The organism is Oceanobacillus manasiensis, assembly GCF_000724085.1.
Classification (GTDB): Bacteria; Bacillota; Bacilli; order Bacillales; family Amphibacillaceae; genus Oceanobacillus_B; species Oceanobacillus_B manasiensis.
Genome location: NZ_CCDL010000006.1, coordinates 14671 through 36358, shown reverse-complemented (window position 1 = coordinate 36358; position 21688 = coordinate 14671). Strand labels below are relative to the sequence as shown.

General features: G+C 40.6%; 19 protein-coding genes and 2 other annotated features. All 19 genes read right to left on the bottom strand.

The genetic code is table 11. The annotated features are described in order from the left end of the window. Position 1: 1 nt before the first annotated feature. Positions 2-253: a 50S ribosomal protein L7ae-like protein gene (locus BN985_RS18485; protein ID WP_042225471.1), complete on the bottom strand. Its 252-nt coding sequence runs from the start codon at positions 251-253 to the stop codon at positions 2-4. Positions 254-473: 220 nt separating this feature from the next. Then, a complete protein-coding gene (rpoC, locus tag BN985_RS18480) occupies positions 474-4085 on the bottom strand; it encodes a DNA-directed RNA polymerase subunit beta' (protein ID WP_042225470.1) in 3612 nt (1203 codons plus the stop codon). Positions 4086-4280: 195 nt separating this feature from the next. Then, positions 4281-7817 carry a DNA-directed RNA polymerase subunit beta gene (rpoB, locus tag BN985_RS18475; protein WP_042225468.1) on the bottom strand — a complete coding sequence of 1179 codons (3537 nt, stop codon included), beginning with the start codon at positions 7815-7817 and terminating at the stop codon, positions 4281-4283. A gap of 372 nt (positions 7818-8189) precedes the next feature. After that, positions 8190-8792, bottom strand: coding sequence for a class I SAM-dependent methyltransferase (locus BN985_RS18470; protein WP_042225466.1), 603 nt, complete (start codon positions 8790-8792; stop codon positions 8190-8192). A 114-nt stretch (positions 8793-8906) separates the two neighbouring features. Next, positions 8907-9272: a 50S ribosomal protein L7/L12 gene (gene rplL / locus BN985_RS18465; RefSeq protein WP_042225464.1), complete on the bottom strand. Its 366-nt coding sequence runs from the start codon at positions 9270-9272 to the stop codon at positions 8907-8909. A 53-nt stretch (positions 9273-9325) separates the two neighbouring features. Continuing rightward, positions 9326-9826, bottom strand: coding sequence for a 50S ribosomal protein L10 (gene rplJ / locus BN985_RS18460; RefSeq protein ID WP_042225463.1), 501 nt, complete (start codon positions 9824-9826; stop codon positions 9326-9328). A gap of 94 nt (positions 9827-9920) precedes the next feature. After that, positions 9921-10075: a sequence feature (ribosomal protein L10 leader region), on the bottom strand. A gap of 48 nt (positions 10076-10123) precedes the next feature. Further along, positions 10124-10822, bottom strand: a complete 699-nt coding sequence (gene rplA / locus BN985_RS18455) for a 50S ribosomal protein L1 (protein ID WP_042225461.1) — start codon at positions 10820-10822, stop codon at positions 10124-10126. 192 nt (positions 10823-11014) lie between these two features. Then, complete coding sequence (rplK, locus tag BN985_RS18450; RefSeq protein WP_042225460.1) at positions 11015-11440, bottom strand: 50S ribosomal protein L11; 426 nt, start codon at positions 11438-11440, stop codon at positions 11015-11017. A gap of 163 nt (positions 11441-11603) precedes the next feature. Beyond that, the gene (nusG, locus tag BN985_RS18445; RefSeq protein ID WP_042225459.1) at positions 11604-12140 is read right to left on the bottom strand and encodes a transcription termination/antitermination protein NusG; all 537 of its coding nucleotides are present in this window, start codon (positions 12138-12140) and stop codon (positions 11604-11606) included. Positions 12141-12538: 398 nt separating this feature from the next. Next, positions 12539-12706: a preprotein translocase subunit SecE gene (gene secE, locus BN985_RS18440; protein ID WP_042225457.1), complete on the bottom strand. Its 168-nt coding sequence runs from the start codon at positions 12704-12706 to the stop codon at positions 12539-12541. Positions 12707-12758: 52 nt separating this feature from the next. Continuing rightward, positions 12759-12908 carry a 50S ribosomal protein L33 gene (gene rpmG / locus BN985_RS18435; protein WP_084157644.1) on the bottom strand — a complete coding sequence of 50 codons (150 nt, stop codon included), beginning with the start codon at positions 12906-12908 and terminating at the stop codon, positions 12759-12761. Positions 12909-13016: 108 nt separating this feature from the next. Next, positions 13017-13745, bottom strand: coding sequence for an RNA polymerase sporulation sigma factor SigH (sigH, locus tag BN985_RS18430; protein WP_084157648.1), 729 nt, complete (start codon positions 13743-13745; stop codon positions 13017-13019). Positions 13746-14415: 670 nt separating this feature from the next. Further along, complete coding sequence (locus tag BN985_RS18420) at positions 14416-14925, bottom strand: NYN domain-containing protein (protein WP_042225453.1); 510 nt, start codon at positions 14923-14925, stop codon at positions 14416-14418. Positions 14926-14927: 2 nt separating this feature from the next. Continuing rightward, on the bottom strand, positions 14928-15671 hold the full coding sequence (gene rlmB / locus BN985_RS18415; RefSeq protein ID WP_042225451.1) for a 23S rRNA (guanosine(2251)-2'-O)-methyltransferase RlmB: 744 nt from the start codon (positions 15669-15671) through the stop codon (positions 14928-14930). A 1-nt stretch (position 15672) separates the two neighbouring features. Beyond that, on the bottom strand, positions 15673-16071 hold the full coding sequence (locus BN985_RS18410) for a Mini-ribonuclease 3 (protein WP_042225449.1): 399 nt from the start codon (positions 16069-16071) through the stop codon (positions 15673-15675). Between the two features lie 2 nt (positions 16072-16073). Then, positions 16074-17471, bottom strand: a complete 1398-nt coding sequence (gene cysS / locus BN985_RS18405) for a cysteine--tRNA ligase (RefSeq protein ID WP_042225447.1) — start codon at positions 17469-17471, stop codon at positions 16074-16076. Then, on the bottom strand, positions 17452-18114 hold the full coding sequence (cysE, locus tag BN985_RS18400) for a serine O-acetyltransferase (RefSeq protein WP_042225584.1): 663 nt from the start codon (positions 18112-18114) through the stop codon (positions 17452-17454). The genes cysS and cysE overlap by 20 nt, the downstream gene beginning before the upstream one ends. A 178-nt stretch (positions 18115-18292) precedes the next feature. Next, positions 18293-18505: a binding site (T-box leader), on the bottom strand. A 114-nt stretch (positions 18506-18619) separates the two neighbouring features. Further along, entirely contained in the window at positions 18620-20089 is a 1470-nt protein-coding gene (gene gltX / locus BN985_RS18395) for a glutamate--tRNA ligase (RefSeq protein ID WP_042225445.1), read from the bottom strand. 181 nt (positions 20090-20270) lie between these two features. Then, entirely contained in the window at positions 20271-21368 is a 1098-nt protein-coding gene (locus BN985_RS18390; protein WP_042225443.1) for a PIN/TRAM domain-containing protein, read from the bottom strand. Between the last annotated feature and the right edge of the window lie 320 nt (positions 21369-21688).

The window sequence follows — 21688 nt, the reverse complement described above, 5'->3', positions numbered from 1 at the left end:
ATTATCTTCTGATCGCTACTGTTGAGGCGCCTACTTCAATACCGCAAGCTGCACCCAGCTTTTTCATTGAATCTACTCGCTGACAAGGTATTCCAAGTTCTTCAGCCAAACCTGCAACCTTTTGTGTTATTTGTCTGTCAGCATCATCAGCAATAACCAATTCACTAATTTCGCCATTTTTCATAGCTTTAAGTGTTTGTTTAGTACCGATAATTATTCGTGATTTAACCTGTGCTACTTTTTCATAAGACATTTCATATCCTCCAAAGCAACAAGTATAATCAGAAGCACCTTGAATATTCTACCATTCACATTTTTTTATGTCAACATGATTTAAAATATTTTTTAGTGCAGCTAATTATAATCCCTTGTTTTTAACCTAAAGAATTCCGGAAGCCAGTCTGTTACTAGAAGGTAACAAAATTCTCTCTTTTTCACTGACTCCCGTCTTTAGGTTTGGTAAGCATTGTCCATTACTGAACTGTTTCTGTTTCTTCTGCTTCTTTTATCGTTTCTTCTAAATGATCTAGAGAAGCTTTCACACTACGGTATCGTTGCATTCCAGTACCAGCTGGAACAAGTTTACCAATGATAACATTCTCTTTTAGACCTAGTAATTCATCGCGTTTTCCTTTGATCGCTGCATCTGTAAGAACTCTTGTTGTTTCTTGGAACGATGCGGCTGATAAGAAGGAATCTGTTTCAAGGGAAGCTTTTGTAATACCAAGTAGAACAGGTTTCCCTGTCGCTGGTTGTGCCCCCTCGTTTAGTACCGTATGGTTGGCATCACGGAATTGATGTAATTCAAGTAAAGAACCTGGAAGAACACTTGTGTCTCCTGAATCAATTACTCTTATCTTACGAAGCATTTGGCGAACCATTACTTCGACGTGTTTGTCACCAATTTCCACACCTTGCATGCGGTATACGCGTTGTACTTCGCGTAATAGGTAATCCTGAACGCCTTCCACACCTTGCACACGTAATAGGTCTTTTGGATCTACAGAACCTTCTGTAAGTTCCTGTCCGGCAATGACAGTGTCTCCAACACTAACCTTCATACGGGCATTGTAAGGAACTGCGTATGCGCGTTGCTCTACATCGCTTTGTACAATGATTTCCTGTTTATCTTTTACTTCTTTAATTTCATGAACTGTACCATGAACTTCACTGATTACAGCCTGACCTTTCGGGTTACGTGCCTCAAATAGCTCTTGGATACGCGGAAGACCTTGTGTAATATCGTCTCCAGCAACCCCGCCTGTATGGAAAGTACGCATTGTTAGCTGTGTACCTGGCTCCCCGATGGATTGAGCTGCGATGATTCCTACTGCTTCACCGACTTCAACATCAGCGCCAGTAGCAAGGTTACGACCATAACACTTCTGACAAACACCATGTTTTGTGTTACAAGTGAACGCAGTACGGATTGTAACATCCTCAATGCCTGCTTCCACGATTTGCTTCGCTTGGTCCTCTGAGATCAATTCATCATGCTCTACGATGACATCATTGGTTTCAGGGTGCTTCACAGGGCGGAACGCAGTACGACCAATTAGGCGGTCGATAAGTGGTTCAATTAATTCTGTTCCGTCAGTTAGAGCTGAAACAGTTAAGCCTCTGTCTGTACCACAGTCATCTTCACGGACAATAACATCCTGCGCTACGTCAACGAGACGACGGGTTAGATAACCAGAGTCCGCTGTCTTCAAGGCAGTATCGGCAAGTCCTTTACGCGCACCGTGAGTAGAGATAAAGTACTCTAGTACTGTAAGTCCTTCACGGAAACTTGACTTGATCGGTAACTCAATAATCTTACCAGCCGGGTTGGCCATTAGACCACGCATACCGGCAAGCTGTGTGAAGTTGGAGGCATTACCCCTCGCCCCTGAATCACTCATCATGAAGATTGGGTTACGCTCGCTAAGTGATTTCATAAGTTTTTCTTGAATATTATCCTTCGCTTGAGACCATACAGCGATAACTCTGTCGTAACGCTCTTCATCTGTGATCAGTCCACGACGGAATTGTTTTAAGACATTATCGACTTTCTTCTGTGCTTCTACAAGGATTGTTTCTTTCTCTGGTAATACCACGATATCAGAAATACCAACTGTCATACCTGCTTTGGTAGAATAGCTGAATCCAAGATCCTTCATTCTATCAAGCATTTTAGATGTTTCACTGATTTTAAATCGTTTAAAGACTTCTGCGATGATATCACCAAGAAAACCTTTTTTGAACGGCTTAATAATCTCTCTTGATTTGATTTCTTCCCTGATATTTGTTCCACCAGCGACAAAGTATTTCTCTGGAGTTTTGACCTCCAAGTTAATTTGTGTCGGCTCATTAATATACGGGAAAGAATCTGGAAGAATATTATTGAAAATAACCTTCCCAACCGTTGTGATTAGCAACTGGTTGTGTTGCTCTTCTGTAAATGTTTTATTGTTTAGACTTGAAGCATGAACAGCAATCCTTGTATGAAGATGCACATACCCGTTCTGGTATGCTAATACAGCTTCATCAAGATCTTTAAAGACGGCACCTTCCCCAATTGCACCCTCGCGCTCTAGTGTTAGGTAATAGTTTCCTAATACCATATCCTGTGAAGGTGTAACAACTGGTTTTCCATCTTTCGGATTCAAAATGTTCTGTGCTGCAAGCATTAAAATTCGCGCTTCAGCTTGTGCTTCTGCAGATAAAGGCACGTGAACAGCCATTTGGTCCCCATCAAAGTCAGCGTTATAAGCTGTACATACAAGTGGGTGCAAACGGATGGCCCGACCTTCTACCAATGTCGGCTCAAACGCCTGGATTCCCAACCTGTGAAGGGTTGGTGCACGGTTAAGTAATACAGGGTGTTCCTTGATTACTTCTTCCAATACATCCCAAACTTCTGGGTGGACACGTTCAATTTTGCGCTTAGCAGATTTAATATTATGCGCAAGTCCTTTTGAAACAAGCTCTTTCATAATAAATGGCTTGAATAATTCTAGCGCCATTTCTTTTGGCAAACCACATTGATACATTTTCAAATGTGGGCCCACGACGATAACAGAACGACCAGAATAGTCTACACGTTTACCCAGCAAGTTCTGACGGAAACGACCTTGTTTCCCTTTAAGCATATGGGAAAGGGATTTTAGTGGTCTATTACCAGGACCAGTTACCGGACGACCACGACGGCCATTATCAATTAGTGCGTCAACTGCTTCTTGAAGCATACGTTTTTCGTTTTGCACGATAATACTTGGTGCACCAAGGTCCAATAGTCGTTTAAGACGATTGTTACGGTTGATTACACGACGGTACAAATCATTTAAATCAGAAGTTGCAAAACGCCCACCATCCAGTTGTACCATCGGACGTATTTCTGGTGGAATAACAGGTAATACGTCCAATACCATCCAAGATGTATCATTTCCGGAATTACGGAATGATTCTAGCACCTCTAGACGCTTGATTGCACGTGTTCTCCGTTGTCCTTGAGCAGTTTTCAATTCTTCTTTCATTGCATCCACTTCTTTTTCCAAGTCAATGTCTTGGAGAAGTTTACGGATAGCTTCTGCACCCATTTGGGCTTTAAATGTTTTTCCGTACTTGTCATAATAAGCGCGGTATTCTTTTTCTGAGAGAAGTTGCTTCTTCTCTAATGGTGTATTACCAGTCTCTGTAACGATGTATGCAGCGAAATAAATAACTTCTTCCAACGCTCGTGGAGACATATCTAGTACAAGACCCATTCGGCTTGGAATTCCTTTGAAGTACCAGATATGGGAAACAGGTGCTGCTAATTCAATGTGTCCCATACGCTCACGACGAACTTTTGCTTTTGTTACTTCCACACCACAACGATCACAGACAACGCCCTTGTAACGAACGCGTTTGTATTTCCCACAATGACATTCCCAGTCCTTTTGCGGTCCAAAAATACGTTCACAAAACAGGCCGTCTTTCTCTGGCTTCAGTGTCCGATAGTTAATTGTTTCAGGTTTTTTTACCTCACCGTATGACCATGAACGGATCTTTTCTGGTGAAGCTAACCCAATTTTCATATACTCAAAATTATTTACATCTAGCAAGGGGCCTACCTCCCTTTTAGTGTCCAAAAATTTACCACAAGCTTATTCATGCATTATATATTAGGAAACTAGGCTTATCACCAAGTATTTATGGCGAAAGCCTTAGTTACACTTATGCAGTAGGAAGTTTTAAACCTTCCTACTGCCCATAAAAGCGGGGAGGTTCCTATTCCGATAAGAACCTTCCAGCTGTCTTTAGTTACCTTCAACTTCTAAGTTAAGTTTACTTGCCTGTTGTGTTTCCTCTTCTTCCAATTCGCGCATATCAATTTCTTGTTCGTCACTGGAAAGCATCTTAACATCCATTCCAAGACTTTGAAGTTCTTTGATTAGTACTTTGAAAGATTCTGGAACGCCTGGTTCAGGAACATTGTCACCTTTCACAATGGACTCATATGTTTTCACACGACCGACAATATCATCTGATTTCACAGTTAATATTTCCTGTAGTGTATATGCAGCACCATACGCTTCAAGTGCCCAAACCTCCATCTCACCGAAACGCTGTCCACCAAACTGGGCTTTACCACCTAGTGGTTGTTGCGTTACAAGTGAATAAGGACCTGTTGAACGGGCGTGTAGTTTATCATCAACCATGTGAGCTAGCTTGATCATGTACATGACCCCAACTGACACACGGTTATCAAATGGTTCGCCGCTTCTTCCATCATAAAGAATGGTTTTCGCGTCACGAGGCATTCCCGCTTCTTCAAGTGTTTCCCAAACATCTTCTTCTGTCGCACCATCAAATACTGGTGATGCAACATGTATTCCTAGCTGTCTTGCAGCCATTCCAAGATGTAGCTCAAACACCTGTCCGATGTTCATACGTGATGGTACCCCTAGTGGGTTAAGCATGATATCAATTGGTGTACCATCTGGCAAGAACGGCATGTCTTCTTCAGGTAAAATTTTAGAAATTACACCTTTGTTACCGTGACGTCCTGCCATTTTATCTCCCTCGTGAATTTTACGTTTTTGAACGATATATGCACGAACAAGTTGGTTCACACCTGGTGGTAGTTCGTCTCCATCTTCACGGTTGAAGATTTTAACATCGTGAACAATACCACCCGCGCCATGTGGTACACGTAGGGATGTGTCTCTTACTTCACGAGCTTTTTCACCAAAGATCGCATGTAGCAAACGCTCTTCAGCAGATAGTTCTGTAACTCCTTTTGGTGTTACTTTACCTACCAGAATGTCTCCGTCTGTTACTTCAGCACCAATCCGGATAATTCCGTGCTCATTAAGGTTTTTCAATGCATCTTCTCCAACATTTGGGATGTCTCTTGTGATTTCTTCTGGTCCTAGCTTTGTATCACGTGCTTCAGACTCATACTCCTCGATGTGGATAGAAGTATACACATCGTCTTTTACAAGTCTTTCACTCATGATGATAGCATCCTCATAGTTATAACCTTCCCAAGTCATAAACCCTACGAGAACATTACGCCCTAGTGCCAGCTCTCCATCTTCCATGGAAGGACCATCAGCCAAGATTTCACCTTTTGTTACACGATCGCCACCACTTACGATTGGACGCTGGTTGTAACATGTTCCTTGGTTGGATCGAATATATTTCTGTAGTTTGTAACGATCAACGTCACCTTGTACTTCTTTACCATCCACTTCAGAAATTCGACGAATGTGAATTTCTTTTGCTTCTACACGTTCCACGATTCCTTCATGGCGACAAATGATCGCTGCACCAGAGTCTTTACCGTCGACATATTCCATCCCAGTACCAACAATTGGTGCTTCTGGGTTCATCAAAGGAACAGCCTGACGTTGCATGTTTGCTCCCATTAGTGCACGGTTGGAGTCATCATTCTCTAAGAAAGGAATACATGCTGTTGCCGCAGATACTACCTGTTTAGGTGATACGTCCATGTAGTCAAGTTGAGCACGTGGAACGATTGTGTTCTCACCACGGAAACGAGCAATTACTTCTTCATCAACAAAGTTTCCTTCCTCGTCTAATTTCGCATTTGCCTGTGCAACAACATAGTTATCTTCTTCGTCTGCTGTTAGGTAATCGATCTGCGCTGTAACCTTCCCTGTTTCAGGGTCTACGCGACGATATGGTGTTTCGATAAATCCGAACTTGTTCACTTTCGCATAACTGGAAAGAGAGTTAATCAAACCAATGTTTGGTCCCTCCGGTGTTTCAATTGGACACATACGGCCATAGTGGGAGTAGTGTACGTCACGCACTTCAAATCCAGCACGCTCACGTGTTAAACCACCTGGTCCAAGTGCAGAAAGACGACGCTTATGTGTTAGCTCTGCAAGTGGGTTCGTCTGATCCATAAACTGAGATAGCTGCGAACTACCAAAGAATTCTTTAATAGATGCAATTACCGGACGGATGTTGATTAATTGCTGTGGCGTAATGCTAGAAGTGTCTTGGATAGACATTCTTTCACGCACTACACGCTCCATACGAGATAATCCAATACGGAATTGGTTTTGTAGCAATTCACCAACAGAACGCAAACGACGGTTACCTAAATGGTCAATATCGTCCGTGTCCCCTACTCGGTGTAATAGGTTAAAGAAATAACTGATAGATGAAAGGATATCAGCTGGCGTAATGTTTTTCACGCTTGTATCCACATCAGCATTTCCAATTACGTTAAGCTCCCTTTCGCCACTTGGGTCTGTTGGATCAACGATTTTAATGGATTGTAACGTAATGTCATCTTCAAGCACACCATCTTTTGGTTCGCTTGTTATTTCCCCAAGCTTGCCTTCTGCTTTATCCAGATAAGGGATTAGCTTGTTTAATAGTTTACGCTCAAGCTTTTCGCCTTTCTCTGCAAGAACCTCACCAGTTTCCTGATCCACAACCGTTTCAGCCAGCACTTGGTTGAATAGGCGGTTTTTTATGTGTAGTTTTTTATTCATTTTATAGCGTCCAACATGAGCTAAATCATATCTTTTAGGGTCAAAGAAACGAGATACTAAAAGACTTTTAGCATTTTCTACTGTCGGTGGCTCACCAGGACGAAGACGCTCATAGATTTCCAGTAGCGCTTTATCCGTGGTCTCTGTATTATCTTTTTCAAGTGTGTTTTTAAGGTACTCATTATCACCAAGAAGATCAATGATTTCCTGATCTGTACCAAAACCAAGGGCACGAAGAAGCACCGTGATCGGCAACTTACGTGTACGATCGATACGAACATAGGCAACATCCTTGGCGTCTGTTTCAAATTCTAGCCAAGCTCCCCTATTGGGAATAACCGTAGCAGCTACGCCCCTCTTACCGTTTTTGTCTATCTTTTCATTATAGTAGACACTTGGTGAACGCACGAGCTGGGAAACAATTACTCGTTCCGCACCATTAATTACGAAAGTACCTGTATCTGTCATTAATGGGAAGTCACCCATGAATACTTCCTGCTCTTTTACTTCACCGGTCTCATTATTAATCAAACGGACCTTAACGCGAAGCGGAGCATTGTACGTAACGTCTCTTTCCTTTGATTCGTCTACAGGATATTTTGGTTCACCGAGACTGTAATCTACAAACTCTAGTGATAAATTACCTGTAAAATCTTCAATAGGAGAGATGTCTCTAAACATTTCCCGCAAACCTTCTTCTAGGAACCACTCATAAGAAGCGGTTTGAATCTCAATCAGGTTTGGCAACTCTAATACTTCACTAATACGCGCATAGCTCCTGCGTTGTCGGTGCCGTCCATACTGAACTAGTTGACCTGTCAACTGCTTCACCCCTTAAATCATGCATTCTTTGTAGATTTCTCCACTCGGAATGCGTTATTATATTTAGGAAAACATTAAAAAGAGTTTGTTTTCCGGTTCTAGCAAACAAACATAGACTGTTCAGCAATCTATCTGAACAAGCTTGTAATTCGGAGGGATTACAAGTAATATAATACGTAAAATGCTAGCGAAACATAAAATAAAAATAGAAAAAAGGCTTCTTTTAGAAAAAAACCATCTCTTATTTTACCCGATTTTACAAGTGTCCCCGAAGACCTATAAAATATACGTTTCAATTTTCATGAAAATACTTCTTGACAGAAGAACCCCCATGTTAGCATTTTCCAATCTTAACATAACAAAATAGAGCGGTCAAACATTATAAGCCCGCAAAATAAAATAACCTTTATCTTTCGCTATCGTTTCTACTTCACCAAACAATGTTTCCAGCTTTTTGATGGCTGATGGGGCGCCTTGCTTTTTTTGAATTACCACCCAGAGTTCCCCGCCCTCTGCTAAAGCCGCTTGAGCCTCGTCAAACAATTGGTGAACCACTTTTTTCCCAGCTCTTATAGGAGGGTTTGTTAAAATCGCAGCAAAGTCTCTCTTGGTCACTTTTTCAAAGAGATCACTTTGGAAGACTGTTGTGTTGGAAACATGGTTTAATTGCACATTTTTTTCAGCAAGTTCCACTGCTCGTTCGTTCACATCTGCCATGAACACGTTGCGACCAGCGAATTGGTCTGCCAGTGTAATGCCGATCGGGCCATAACCACACCCCATATCCAGAATGTCTCCGTCTATTCCCGGTTCCACAAATTGTTCAATAAGCAATCTCGAACCGAAATCAACGTCATTTTTAGAAAATACCCCGACATCGCTTGTAAAGGTGTAGGATTTCCCGCGTAAAGTATAACTCCATGTCTTTGGTGAACGTTTAGAATGAGGTTGTTGTGAGAAGTAATGCTCAGACATTAGGCACCTACTTTTTAATAGTTTTGCGAAGATACGAATAGCCGGGTTGCTATCCTTAAGGGTTTATACATAGAGAGCCCGTCGCATGAAATACGACGAGCCCCATTATGGAAATTACTTAACTTCTACAGATGCGCCAGCTTCTTCTAGCTTAGCTTTAACTTCTTCAGCATCATCTTTAGAAACAGCTTCTTTGATAGCTTTAGGTGCGTTATCAACTAGATCTTTTGCGTCTTTAAGACCAAGACCAGTGATCTCACGTACTGCTTTAACAACTTTAATTTTAGAAGATCCAGCACTTTCAAGTACTACATCAAATTCTGTTTGCTCTTCAGCAGCCTCTCCAGCTCCTGCTCCACCTGCTACTGCTACTGGTGCTGCAGCTGTTACACCAAATTCTTCTTCGATTGCTTTAACTAGATCATTTAGATCTAGAACTGACATTTCTTTAATCGCATCAATGATTTGTTCTTTAGTCATGATAAAATTGCCTCCTATTTTAAATGTAATTTTTTTATCTCGTCAGGCACAGATTATGCGCCTTGTTCTTCTTTTTGCTCCGCGATAGCTTTTGTTGCGTATGCGAAGTTTCGTACTGGTGCTTGAAGCACGCTAAGCAGCATAGAAACCATGCCTTCGTAATTCGGAAGATCTGCAAGCTCTTTTATTTGATCAAGGGTTGCAACTTTCCCTTCAATTACTCCACCTTTAATTTCTAACGCTTCGTTCTTTTTCGCGAAATCGTTAAGAATTCTTGCTGGTGCTACTACATCATCGTTACTGAAAGCTAAAGCAGTTGGTCCAACCAACACGTCGCTTAGTTCCGTTAACTCAGCAGCTTCAACAGCACGGCGAGCCATTGAGTTTTTGTATACTTTGAAATCAATTCCAGCCTCACGTAGTTGTTTACGTAATTCTGTAACCTGCGCAACGTCAAGACCACGGTAGTCAACAACTACAGAAGTTTGGCTTGCACGGAATTTTTCAGTGATTTCATCTACAACTTGTTTCTTTTGCTCAATAATACCGGACATTCTTCCACCTCCTGTTTAACAAATATTTATACCGTATACGGAAACCGAATCTGCACAGAGCCAATAAGGAAAGAATCTTTACTCATTGTCTGTTTTATAAACAAAACAAGCTCCCGCGCAGACACGGGAGCTTACTACAACATTACGATAATCATTACGAATTAATCGATCTGTTTTATAAACAACCTCGGCAGGATATTAAGCGGATGGATCCGCCCCTACTGTCTACGGTACAACGTATTCTTTTATTCAACGCTTTTTAGTATAACTCAAGTGTCCCAAAGAGTCAAGTACTAATTAGCCACGAGTGTAAGATGATACATCAACTTTAACTCCAGGACCCATTGTAGAAGCTATAGAAGCATTCTTCATATAAGTTCCTTTAGCAGCTTGCGGCTTAACTTTTACAAGCTGTTTTGTAAGTGCCTCGAAGTTTTCGATTAATTTATCATTATCAAAAGAAAGTTTTCCGATTGGAACATGGATGTTAGATTGTTTATCAACACGGTATTCTACTTTACCTGCTTTGATATCTTTCACCGCTTTTTCAACTTCAAATGTTACAGTTCCAGTTTTCGGGTTTGGCATTAAACCTTTTGGTCCCAATACGCGACCAAGTTTACCAACTTCAGCCATCATGTCTGGAGTTGCAACGATTACGTCAAATTCAAACCAACCTTGGTTAATTTGGTTGATGTAATCAGATTCTCCAACATAGTCAGCTCCAGCTGCTTCTGCCTCTTTTGCTTTTTCGCCTTTAGCGAAAACCAATACACGTTGTGTTTTACCAGTACCGTGTGGTAGAACCATTGCTCCACGGATTTGCTGGTCTGCTTTCTTAGGATCTACTCCCAAACGGAAAGCTGCCTCTACTGTTTCGTCAAAGTTAGCTTTAGCTACCTCTTTTACAAGAGAAACTGCTTCAGCTACTTCGTATGATTTTGAACGATCAACAAGCTTTAGAGCTTCTTGATGCTTTTTACCTTTATTAGCCATTTTATTTCCTCCTCTATTGTGGTTATAACGGTAATACCTCCCACTTACAGAAGCCAATGCTTCTATAAAGCTGTGACCACCTCCTGAGAAGGAGGTCACATTCACGAAAAAGGTTGCGAGTATGGCATACTATTCGCAACCTGTACCGTATTGTTTGCTTAACAAAAACCGTTTAACGGGCACTTCCGCTAATTAGTCTTCGATTGTGATACCCATGCTGCGTGCAGTTCCTTCAACCATGCGCATCGCTGCTTCAACATCAGCAGCATTTAAATCAGGCATTTTTGTTTCTGCGATTTCTTTTACTTTATCACGTGAAACAGAAGCGACTTTGTTACGATTCGGCTCACCTGAAGCAGTTTCAATACCTGCTGCTTTTTTCAACAACACTGCTGCTGGTGGAGTTTTCGTAATAAATGTAAATGAACGGTCTTCAAAAACCGTGATTTCAACAGGAATAATCATACCCGCTTGATCTTGAGTACGTGCGTTGAATTCTTTACAGAATCCCATGATATTAACACCCGCTTGACCTAGTGCAGGTCCTACTGGTGGTGCCGGATTCGCTTTTCCAGCTGGAATTTGTAGCTTTACTAACTTGATTACTTTTTTAGCCACGAGACACACCTCCTTAAAGTCCGTGATGTGGTAATAGGGGATTTTCCCCTCCCACTCATATTTTCCATTGCTCTCGAATTAGAGTGCATGAATAACAAAAGAATTTTAGCATGAATTTAAAAATAATGCAAGGCCTTGTCCTATTATTTCTTTAGAACATCCTTTAGGATAGTTTTTCGATTTGGGAAAAATCCAGCTCTACCGGGGTTTCCCTACCAAACATATTTACATGAACTTTGACCTTCTGTTTATCCGTGTCAATATATTCAATTGAACCAGTAAAGTCAGTAAATGGTCCATCTGTCACGCGAACATTTTCCTTCAATTCAAAGTCAAATTGGACAACTGAATCTGATACACCCATCCGTTTTAATACAAACTCAACTTCTTCCGGCAAAATCGGGGTCGGTTTCGTACCACCACCACTCGAACCAATGAAGCCTGTTACACCAGGTGTGTTTCGTACAACGTACCAAGAATCATCTGTCATAACCATCTCAGTTAAAACATAGCCAGGGAAGAATTTTTTCTTTGTCACCTTTTTTTTACCGTTCTTTATTTCTGTTTCTTCTTCTTCAGGAACGATGACACGAAAAATCTTGTCTTCCATTCCCATAGACTCTACACGCTTTTCTAAGTTCATTTTTACTTTGTTTTCATAACCAGAGTACGTATGAACCACATACCAATTTTTCTCCATTTATAGCAGGACAATATCGCTTGTCCTTCCCTCCCTTTATTTCAAATTATTAATCAAAAGCGTAAAGCGCTGTTTATAAAGCGAAACTTCATCTGGTGGGGGCTCTCTGCCTCACCAAATGTTAGTTGAACAAATCGGACCTTTACTGGCAGGTGGTCTCCCTTAGAATGCTTAATTTCCTCTCGTATTCTTCAAGTGGAAGTTTTACTGCCAGATTAAGGCGGGATAAACATAGTGGCTAGTCGATGTTCGTCGGAATTATAATGATTCTAACGCTTTAACTTCGCCAATCAACTTTATACTTTTTTACAATTTAAAAAACCCGTTGAGACGGGTTTCTTTAAATGTTCTATTAATTTCCATTATAGCATAATTATATTGTAATTATTCAACGAATATTATAGCAGATTCAAAATTTGAGTGATGCCTAGATCAATTAAAAAGAAAAATACTGCCACGAATGCTACTGTAGAAATAACTGTAATAGTATAACTCGTTAGCTCTTTCCCTTTTGGCCAGCTAACTTTCTTCATCTCTCTTGAAACATTTTGCAAGAACTTAAACATGCTTGTACCCCCATCGTTTACCGGAATCTCCAATATGCTGATAAACATTTATTTATTTTGTTTCTCGGTGCAACGTATGCTTCCCACATGTCTTGCAGTATTTACGCACTTCCAAGCGTTCTGCCTGAGTGGATGTGTTTTTACTCGTTGAATAGTTTCTACTTAAACAGTCTGCACACGCCAATGTTATCTTCTTCTTCATTTTTTCACCCCATATGTGAGGTTGTCCCACCACAAAGCGCTATCTTTCCCTGAAAGCGCAAAATATACTAATAATGTAGCATGGTTATAGCATTGTGTCAACGCGCCCTCAATAGGAAATATCGTTGGCTTCTAGCAATTGTTCTAACTTTTTCTTCACCCGCTGGAGCGCGTTATCAATTGATTTCACGTGACGATTTAATGTACCAGAGATCTCTTGATACGTGCGCCCATCAAGGTATAGATGCAGCACTTTCTTTTCTAACTCGCTTAATAATTCAGACAATTTTAGTTCCATGTCACCGAATTTCTCTCTATGCAAAAGCATCTCCTGTGGATCAATTGCCTTAGAACCTGCGATAACATCGAGGAGGGTTCGTTCTGATTCCTCATCGTACATTGGCTTGTCCAAAGAAACATAAGAATTAAGAGGAATGTGCTTTTGCCTTGTTGCCGTTTTAATTGCCGTAATAATTTGTCTTGTGACACATAATTCTGCAAAGGCTTTAAAAGAGGATAGCTTGGCCCCGTCAAAATCACGAATTGCCTTGTAGAGACCAATCATTCCTTCTTGAATAATATCTTCTTTATCTGCACCAATTAAAAAATAAGTGCGCGCTTTAGCACGTACAAAATTACGATATTTATGAATTAGGAAATCTAGCGCATGACTGTTCCCCTCATGCACTAATTGTAGTATCTCATCGTCATCAAGCGTTTGAAAGTTCAATTCTGTCTGTAATGGCTTGACATTCACCAAGTTTGACCCCCCGACTACAACGCAGTCACTATAACGAGAGTATAGCAGCCTGAAACAATTACTTATCCATTGCGACATTGTAATGATGATTATCGACAAATTGCTGGATTTCCTAACCGCGCTATTTCCGTTATTATTATGAATAGTATACAGGAAGCGTTTTATTTTAGTCAATACAAGGAGGAAGAATTTAGCAAATTTTAAAAAACAAAATCGTTTTATAGGAAGCCGACTAAGGTTAATCCGTCTTGTATCAACAGGGGCATCACCTGGCCCATGTGCGAGTTGAATGAATCACCCATTAAAGGGTCACGGCGATCAGGAGGAAGCAATTTCATTCCCTTTTGAACGTCATTACCCGTATGACGTGCTTTTCGCTCTGGTTCCTCTCTCTTTTTGAACGTCATTACCCGTATGACGTGCTTTTTCCTCTGGTTCCTCTCTCTTTTTGAACGTCATTACCCGTATGACGTGCTTTTCGCTCTGATTCCTCTCTCTTTTTGAACGTCATTACCTGTATGACGTGCTTTTTCCTCTGACTCCTCTCTCTTTTTGAACATCATTACCCTTATGACGTGCTTTTTCCTCAAGTTACTTCCCATTTTTGCACGTCACAACTTGTATCACATGAATGGACGTTCGCAGATGTTTCCCCTGAGGCGTTTCGTCACTCGAAGCACTTAAAAAAAAATAGAGCGCTCACTTAATGGCGCTCGCTCAAACTCAAAGTGTTTTTGGTAGAGGCATGTTAAAAACCACCTCTTCTCCACTTCTCAAATTTCTCCATGATTTCATCATTTAGCACTATCTTACTTTTTTCCTGTACTTTTTTGTGCTGCTCAATGGTCGCCTTAATATCACGTTCAATACTTCTTAATTCAATCTGCAATTCTCTTGCAGATTTCCTAAGTGCGCCTTGTCCAAATATTGTCCGTTGTTCTGCATAATCGGATGTAGCTACATAAACTTGAGTTCGCACATTCTTTAATGTTTTTACTAGCTTTTCAATACATTCATCTGCTGTTTCTTTTTCTTTTGTAAAGATCACTTCTACCTTAAACGTTTTGGTTTTACTCGTAATTCCCCTGACATAATAAGCATCAAATACCACAATAACACGGTGGCCTGAATAAGCCTGATATTCTGCCATCAGCTCAATAAGCCTGTCACGTGCTTGTCCGATATCCTTCTCCTTAAGCTGCTTGAGTTCCTCCCAGTCGCCAATGATGTTATAGCCATCTACTACAAGAACAATCATTCCTAACCACCAGCCGGGTGCCTTTTGCGGTATACCTCATATAATAACAGTCCACATGCAACGGAAGCATTTAAGGATGTTACATTTCCAACCATCGGCAGGCTGACAGTCCAATCACATTTTTTACGAACTAAGCGACTTATTCCTTTTCCTTCATTCCCGATTACAAGGGCAATAGGCAATGCACCATCAAGATAACGATAATCTTCTGTTGCTTCTGCTTCGGTTCCAACAACCCATACATTTCGCTCTTTAAGTTCGTCAATTGTGTTGGAAATATTCGTAACCCTCGCAACTGGGATATGCTCCATCGCACCTGCTGCTGTTTTTGCCACTGTAGCAGTTAACCCTACTGATCTACGTTTGGGAATAATGACACCATGTACTCCCACTGCATCTGCTGTTCGCAGGATAGAACCGAGGTTATGCGGATCCTCTAACTCATCTAAAATAATAAAAAATGGATCTTCCTGCTTTTCTTCTGCCTTCTCAAATAGATCCTCTAAAGAAGCATACTGGTAGGATGCAACATATGCGATAATGCCTTGATGATTCTCCTTCGATAGTTGATCGAGTTTGTTTCTTGGAACCTTTTGCACTACAGTTCCCGCTTCTTTTGATGCTTGATGGAGTTTTCCTAGCATATTGCTGTTTAATTGCTCTGAAACCATCACTTTATTAACCGATCTCCCTGACCTTAATGCTTCCATAACAGGGTTTTTTCCTATAATCATTTCTTGGTCCACTTTACTCCATCCTCCCTTCTGTCCATTCAACCGCTTCTCGCAACAATTCTTGTAATCTTGTCTCATTTTTCATTAAGTAATGGTACCCAATTAATGCTTCAAATGCCGAACTATAACGATAGGTTTGTACACTTATATTTTTAGGAATCGTGCCCGATTTGGCATTTCGCCCACGGGCCACGACTTTTTCCTCTTCTTCTGTTAAATGCTTTATCTCAAGCCAATGTAATATAATATTTGCCTGAGCCTTTCCAGACACAAACCGGATGGCTCGCTGATGGAGCTGGTTTGGTTTCACTTGGCCGGAATCAAGGAGATGCTCCCGTACATATACCTCATAGACCGCATCTCCCATATAGGCAAGAGCCAGACTTTTCATTTGTTTCACATTCCGCTCCATTGTTAACCCCTCTTCCAGCGCACTCCTTGTGGTGTATCTTCTAAAATAATATTCTGGTCCTTCAAATTATCTCTAATTTCATCAGCTCTTGCAAAGTCACGGTTTTTCCTTGCTTCGTTTCTTTCTTGGATTAACGACTCAATCTCTTCATCCAGTAAGCCCGCTTCTTCCTTCAATTCTATTCCAAGCACGTTGAGCAATGAGGCGATTGTCTCTTGAAAAGTTTCAATTACAGTTGTGCACGTTTGCTTGGATTCCAAATATACGTTTGCATCTTTAGCTAAATCGAATAGGACAGAAATGGCGTTTGCCGTATTAAAATCATCTTCCATGGATTGCTCGAAAGCTTTTTTATGCTCCTGAATCTTGTTTCCCCATTCTGTATCTTTTCCTAAATTCATACTAGAAGCCTTTCGGTGCTCTAGGTTAAAGTAGGAAGTTTTGATTCGCTCAAGGCTATTTTTCGCACTTTCTAAAAGCTCTTCTGTAAAATTGATTGGGTTACGGTAATGCACACTTAGCATAAAGAAGCGAAGCACCTGTGGATCATGATGGTTAATCAAATCCCTTGTTAATACAAAGTTTCCAAGTGATTTGGACATTTTTTCATTTTCAATATTAATATACCCATTATGCATCCAGTATCTTGCAAAGGATTTACCTGTCATGGCTTCAGATTGGGCTATTTCATTTTCGTGATGGGGGAATGCAAGGTCTTGACCACCAGCATGAATATCAATTGTCTCCCCAAGATATTTTTTAGCCATTGCCGAGCATTCAATATGCCAACCAGGTCTTCCTTTACCCCATGGCGTTTCCCAGGCAATTTCGTCTTCCTTAGCGTTTTTCCATAAAGCAAAATCAAGCGGATCTTCTTTTTTCTCACCGACCTGAATTCTTGCTCCAGAACGCAGCTCATCTATTGACTGATGCGACAATTTTCCATAGCCGTCAAAAGCGCGTGGCTTAAAATAGACATCCCCATCGACTGTATAGGCATAACCTTTATCAATAAGCACCTGAATAAAAGAAATAATATCGTCCATTGTCTCCATAACCCTCGGATTATGTGTCGCTTCCTTCACACCTAATGCGCCAACATCTTCGAGATATGCATTGATAAAGCGATCGGCAATGGCTGGCACTTCTTCCCCAAGCTCTTTTGCCGTTTTAATGATTTTATCGTCTACATCCGTAAAATTAAGCACATAGTCCACCTTATAGCCAGTGTACTCAAAGTATCTTCTTACTGAATCAAACACAATTGCCGGACGGGCGTTTCCAATATGGATATAGTTATAGACTGTTGGTCCGCAAACATACATGCTGACCTTTCCTTCTTCTAAAGGCTGAAATTCTTCTTTTTGTCGTGTAAGTGTATTATAAATTTTTATCGCCATTGCTATTCCCTTCCTTCAATTGAGTTAATTCCATTTTCAATTCATCTATTTCCCTTTGCAGGTCCTGACACCGGTCATGTACTGGATCAGGTAAATTATGGTGGTCAAGCTCTCTTCTTACCTTTTCCCCATTTTGTTTAACTATTTTTCCCGGAATCCCAACAATCGTAGCATGGTCTGGCACATCCATCAGGACCACAGAGCCAGCACCTACTTTTGCACTTTCCCCAATAGTAATGGATCCAAGAACCTTAGCCCCTGTCGCAATAAGAGCATGATCTTTTAAAGTGGGATGTCGTTTTCCTTTTTCTTTACCTGTACCTCCTAGGGTAACACCCTGAAAGATGGTCACATTATCACCAATATCACAGGTTTCCCCGATAACGACACCCATTCCATGGTCGATAAACAGCCGTCTTCCAATATTGGCCGCAGGATGAATTTCTATTCCTGTTAAAAACCGAGCCAATTGCGAGATAACCCGTGCGATAAAATAGAGCTTTCGCTTATAAAACGCATGTGCGATGCGATGTGACCAAACGGCGTGCAGGCCTGAGTATGTTAGAAACACCTCTATATAGCTACGTGCAGCCGGATCTTGTTCAAACACAACATCCATATCTTCCTTCATTCGTTTAAACATCCCCAAGTGAGCCGAGCCTCCTTTGCCTATGCGAGTCGTAATATTTATAAATTGGCAGGGTCTAACATCCTTACATAAAGCGGGATTGGCATAGTGAATAAAAAATCGTTCACTTCCATCGTTAGAGGTTGTTTTATACGCAGTAGAGATACAAAAAAAGCGTCTCTGTGCGTATAAACACAGAGACGCTTTAGCGCGGTCCCACTCTGTTTGAAGGAAAGCTCCCCCCAACTCCACCTCTCGTAACGGGAGAGCACCGCCGTTATGTACTTATATTCCATAACGGACTCCGAGGAGCACTTCAAAAACAACCCTCAAAACCACTCACAGCCAAGGTGGTTCTCTCTGGATAAGCAACTTGTTTTTTACTTTCCCTCTTCAACGTTCTTATATGAATAGGCAGAAAGGGCGATTTACTTTGACACCTTGCCCCTTCACACCAAGCATGATCAATTCTTCAATACTTATTCTATACTATATTATATTTGCCTAAAAATGTGAATTATTACGCTCCTAATTGTTTAAGAACACTATCCAGTCTTTGCAAAATAACCTCTTTGCCAAGTAACGCTATAGACGCTGGTAGCTCTGGTCCATGTGTTTGGCCAGTAGTCGCCACTCGAATTGGCATAAATAGCTTTTTACCACGATGGCCTGTTTCCTTTTGAGTTGCCTTAATTTGGGCTTTGATATCGTCCTTATTAAAGTCATCTAAATGAATGAGCTTGTCCGCAAAAACTTGTAGCACTTCCGGTACCTGTTCCTCTTGAAGTACGTCCATAGCGCCTTCATCATAGCTCAGCGACTCATTGAAAAATAGTTCGGTCAGCTCGACAATTTCTGCACCATAACGTAATTGTTCACGGTATAGGGAAATCACGGATTCTGCCCATTCCCTCTTTTGTTGATCCATATCTTCTGGGAGTTTACCAGCTTTGATTAGTTGTGGCATAGCAAGGTCAATAACCTTATCTAGATCCATTGCTTTAATATACTCATTGTTCATCCATTTCAACTTATGGCGATCAAAAATTGCAGCAGAAGTAGATAAACGTTCTGGGTCAAAGATTTCGATTAATTTTTGCTTATCAAAGATCTCTTCCTCCCCAACAGGTGACCAACCAAGCAATGTTATAAAGTTAAACAAAGCTTCAGGAAGGTATCCTAGGTTACGATATTGCTCAATAAATTGTAAAATATGCTCGTCCCGTTTGCTTAACTTTTTCCGTTCTTCATTCAAGATAAGCGTCATATGTCCAAATGTTGGGGCCTCCCAACCAAAAGCATCATATACCATCATCTGTTTCGGTGTGTTTGATATATGCTCCTCACCGCGCAATACATGAGAGATTTCCATTAGATGATCATCAATCGCAACCGCAAAATTATATGTTGGAATACCGTTTTTCTTCACGATAACCCAATCACCAAAGTCTTCCGATTCAAACGTTATATTGCCCCGAACCAAGTCATTGAAAGTATATGTTTTTCCAGCTGGTACACGCATGCGTATACTCGGCTTCCGTCCTTCTTTTTCAAATTCGTCTATTTGCTCTTGCGTTAAGTTGCAATGCTTTCCGGCATATTTAGGAACTTGTCCATTGGCTTTCTGTTCTTCTCGTTCTGCCTCAAGCTCTTCTTCGGTCATGTAGCATTTATAAGCAAGGTCTCTTTCAAGAAGTTCCCCTACATATTTATTGTATAGGTCAAGACGTTCTGTTTGGCGGTATGGTCCGTAGTTTCCACCAATATCCGCTCCTTCGTCCCATTCAATACCAAGCCATTTTAGAAACTCCAGCTGACTCTCTTCTCCGCCTTCCACGTTTCTTTTATCATCCGTATCCTCAATCCTAATAATAAACGTCCCATCAAAATGTTTGGCATATAGATAGTTAAATAATGCGGTACGCGCATTCCCAATATGCAAATGACCTGTTGGACTTGGTGCATATCTAACACGAACTTGATTTGACATCATAATTGCCTCCTTCTGTCATCCCTTTTTAGTGTGTATGTTATCGTATTAATTAAAAGCTATTAAATGGCTGTATCGGTAAGAACTAGCTTCTTCCAATCCCATAACTTCTAAACACTTTTCCTAAGTATATCAAAAAGTGATAACAATTTCTGTTATCACTTTACTAGTTATACCTTTTTTATAATGCTTTTTCAAGTAATTTTGGTTTCGCAAAGATCATACGACCAGCTGATGTCTGCAGGACACTCGTTATCAGCACTTCTATCGTTTTGCCGATATAATCCCTGCCCTCTTCCACTACTATCATCGTTCCATCATCGAGGTAAGCAACCCCTTGATTATGTTCTTTACCATCCTTTATTACTTGTACTACTAATTCTTCTCCTGGGAGTACAACTGGTTTTACAGCATTAGCAAGATCATTGATGTTTAGAACGGCAACACTCTGAAGATCACAAACTTTATTTAAATTAAAATCATTTGTGACAACAATACCGTCCATTACTTTAGCCAGCTTAATCAGTTTGCTGTCTACTTCATGGATTTCTTCAAAATCTCCCTCATAGATTTGGACCTCTACAGGAAGTTCTTTTTGAATACGATTCAGTACATCCAAGCCACGTCTACCTCTATTGCGTTTCAACACATCCGAGGAATCTGCTATATGCTGAAGTTCGCCGAGAACAAACTGAGGAATGACGATTGTCCCCTCCAAAAACTTTGTCTGACAAATGTCGGCAACACGGCCATCAATAATGACACTTGTATCAAGAATTTTTGGTTTAGGCTGATTGCTAACAGCCTGCTCCTCTTCAAGTATTTTCCGTTTATCACGTTCTCTTTTATTAATGTTCATTAGGTTAACAAACTCTTCTCTACGTCTAAAACCTACCTGGAAACCAAAATAGCCTAAAAGAATCATAATAAATAGCGGTAAAACCTGTGATACTACTTCAATATTAATATCTTGTAACGGTGCACTGATAAAGTATGCGATCACTAACCCAACAATTAGACCAATACTTCCGAAAAACAAATCTCCAGCCGGCAACTTAATGAGAGATTCCTCTACCCATTTTAAAAATCCGACAATATAATCTCCCAACCAATAGGAAAGGAAAAACAAAATAATTGCTCCAATAAATGTCCCTAAATAGGGTGATGCTACCCAACTCGCATCCGTAAAATCTAATAAATTTATAATTTCTGGTATATATAAATAACCAATGGTACCGCCCAATACTATGAAAAACAAATGTACAATTCTTTTAAGCACCACTGTCACCTCCTAACCCCTATTATTACCTTTTTCATAATTTCTAATCCTTTTATATTAAAAAAAACGCTTGCTACCAGTAATTGCTAAGCAACCTCTAGGACGTTATTCAGATCCTTTAGTGAGGCTTCTAACTTTCAAGCAAATACAGTATATGGCAGTTATCATAGCATATATTTTTTAGATAATCAATTTGTTAAACGTACAATAGTACCATAATCCTAGTTTCATTTCAAACCTTTTTTACTAGTTTTTCAGAAAACAAAAATGAAATTGCCTATTTTTTGGTTGCCTCAAGCTATATATGGCCACCACTACAT

Coding starts and splice junctions, on each gene's coding strand:
- gltX (WP_042225445.1), bottom strand. CDS start 20,089: ATGTCAAATCAAGTTCGTGTTAGATATGCACCAAGTCCAACAGGTCAT.
- rpmG (WP_084157644.1), bottom strand. CDS start 12,908: ATGAAGAAGAAGATAACATTGGCGTGTGCAGACTGTTTAAGTAGAAAC.
- secE (WP_042225457.1), bottom strand. CDS start 12,706: ATGTTTAAGTTCTTGCAAAATGTTTCAAGAGAGATGAAGAAAGTTAGC.
- cysE (WP_042225584.1), bottom strand. CDS start 18,114: ATGTTTAAACGAATGAAGGAAGATATGGATGTTGTGTTTGAACAAGAT.
- cysS (WP_042225447.1), bottom strand. CDS start 17,471: ATGGCGATAAAAATTTATAATACACTTACACGACAAAAAGAAGAATTT.
- BN985_RS18485 (WP_042225471.1), bottom strand. CDS start 253: ATGTCTTATGAAAAAGTAGCACAGGTTAAATCACGAATAATTATCGGT.
- rplA (WP_042225461.1), bottom strand. CDS start 10,822: ATGGCTAATAAAGGTAAAAAGCATCAAGAAGCTCTAAAGCTTGTTGAT.
- sigH (WP_084157648.1), bottom strand. CDS start 13,745: ATGTCGCAATGGATAAGTAATTGTTTCAGGCTGCTATACTCTCGTTAT.
- nusG (WP_042225459.1), bottom strand. CDS start 12,140: ATGGAGAAAAATTGGTATGTGGTTCATACGTACTCTGGTTATGAAAAC.
- rplJ (WP_042225463.1), bottom strand. CDS start 9,826: ATGTCCGGTATTATTGAGCAAAAGAAACAAGTTGTAGATGAAATCACT.
- BN985_RS18470 (WP_042225466.1), bottom strand. CDS start 8,792: ATGTCTGAGCATTACTTCTCACAACAACCTCATTCTAAACGTTCACCA.
- BN985_RS18410 (WP_042225449.1), bottom strand. CDS start 16,071: ATGGAGCGGAATGTGAAACAAATGAAAAGTCTGGCTCTTGCCTATATG.
- rplL (WP_042225464.1), bottom strand. CDS start 9,272: ATGACTAAAGAACAAATCATTGATGCGATTAAAGAAATGTCAGTTCTA.
- BN985_RS18420 (WP_042225453.1), bottom strand. CDS start 14,925: ATGATTGTTCTTGTAGTAGATGGCTATAACATCATTGGCGACTGGGAG.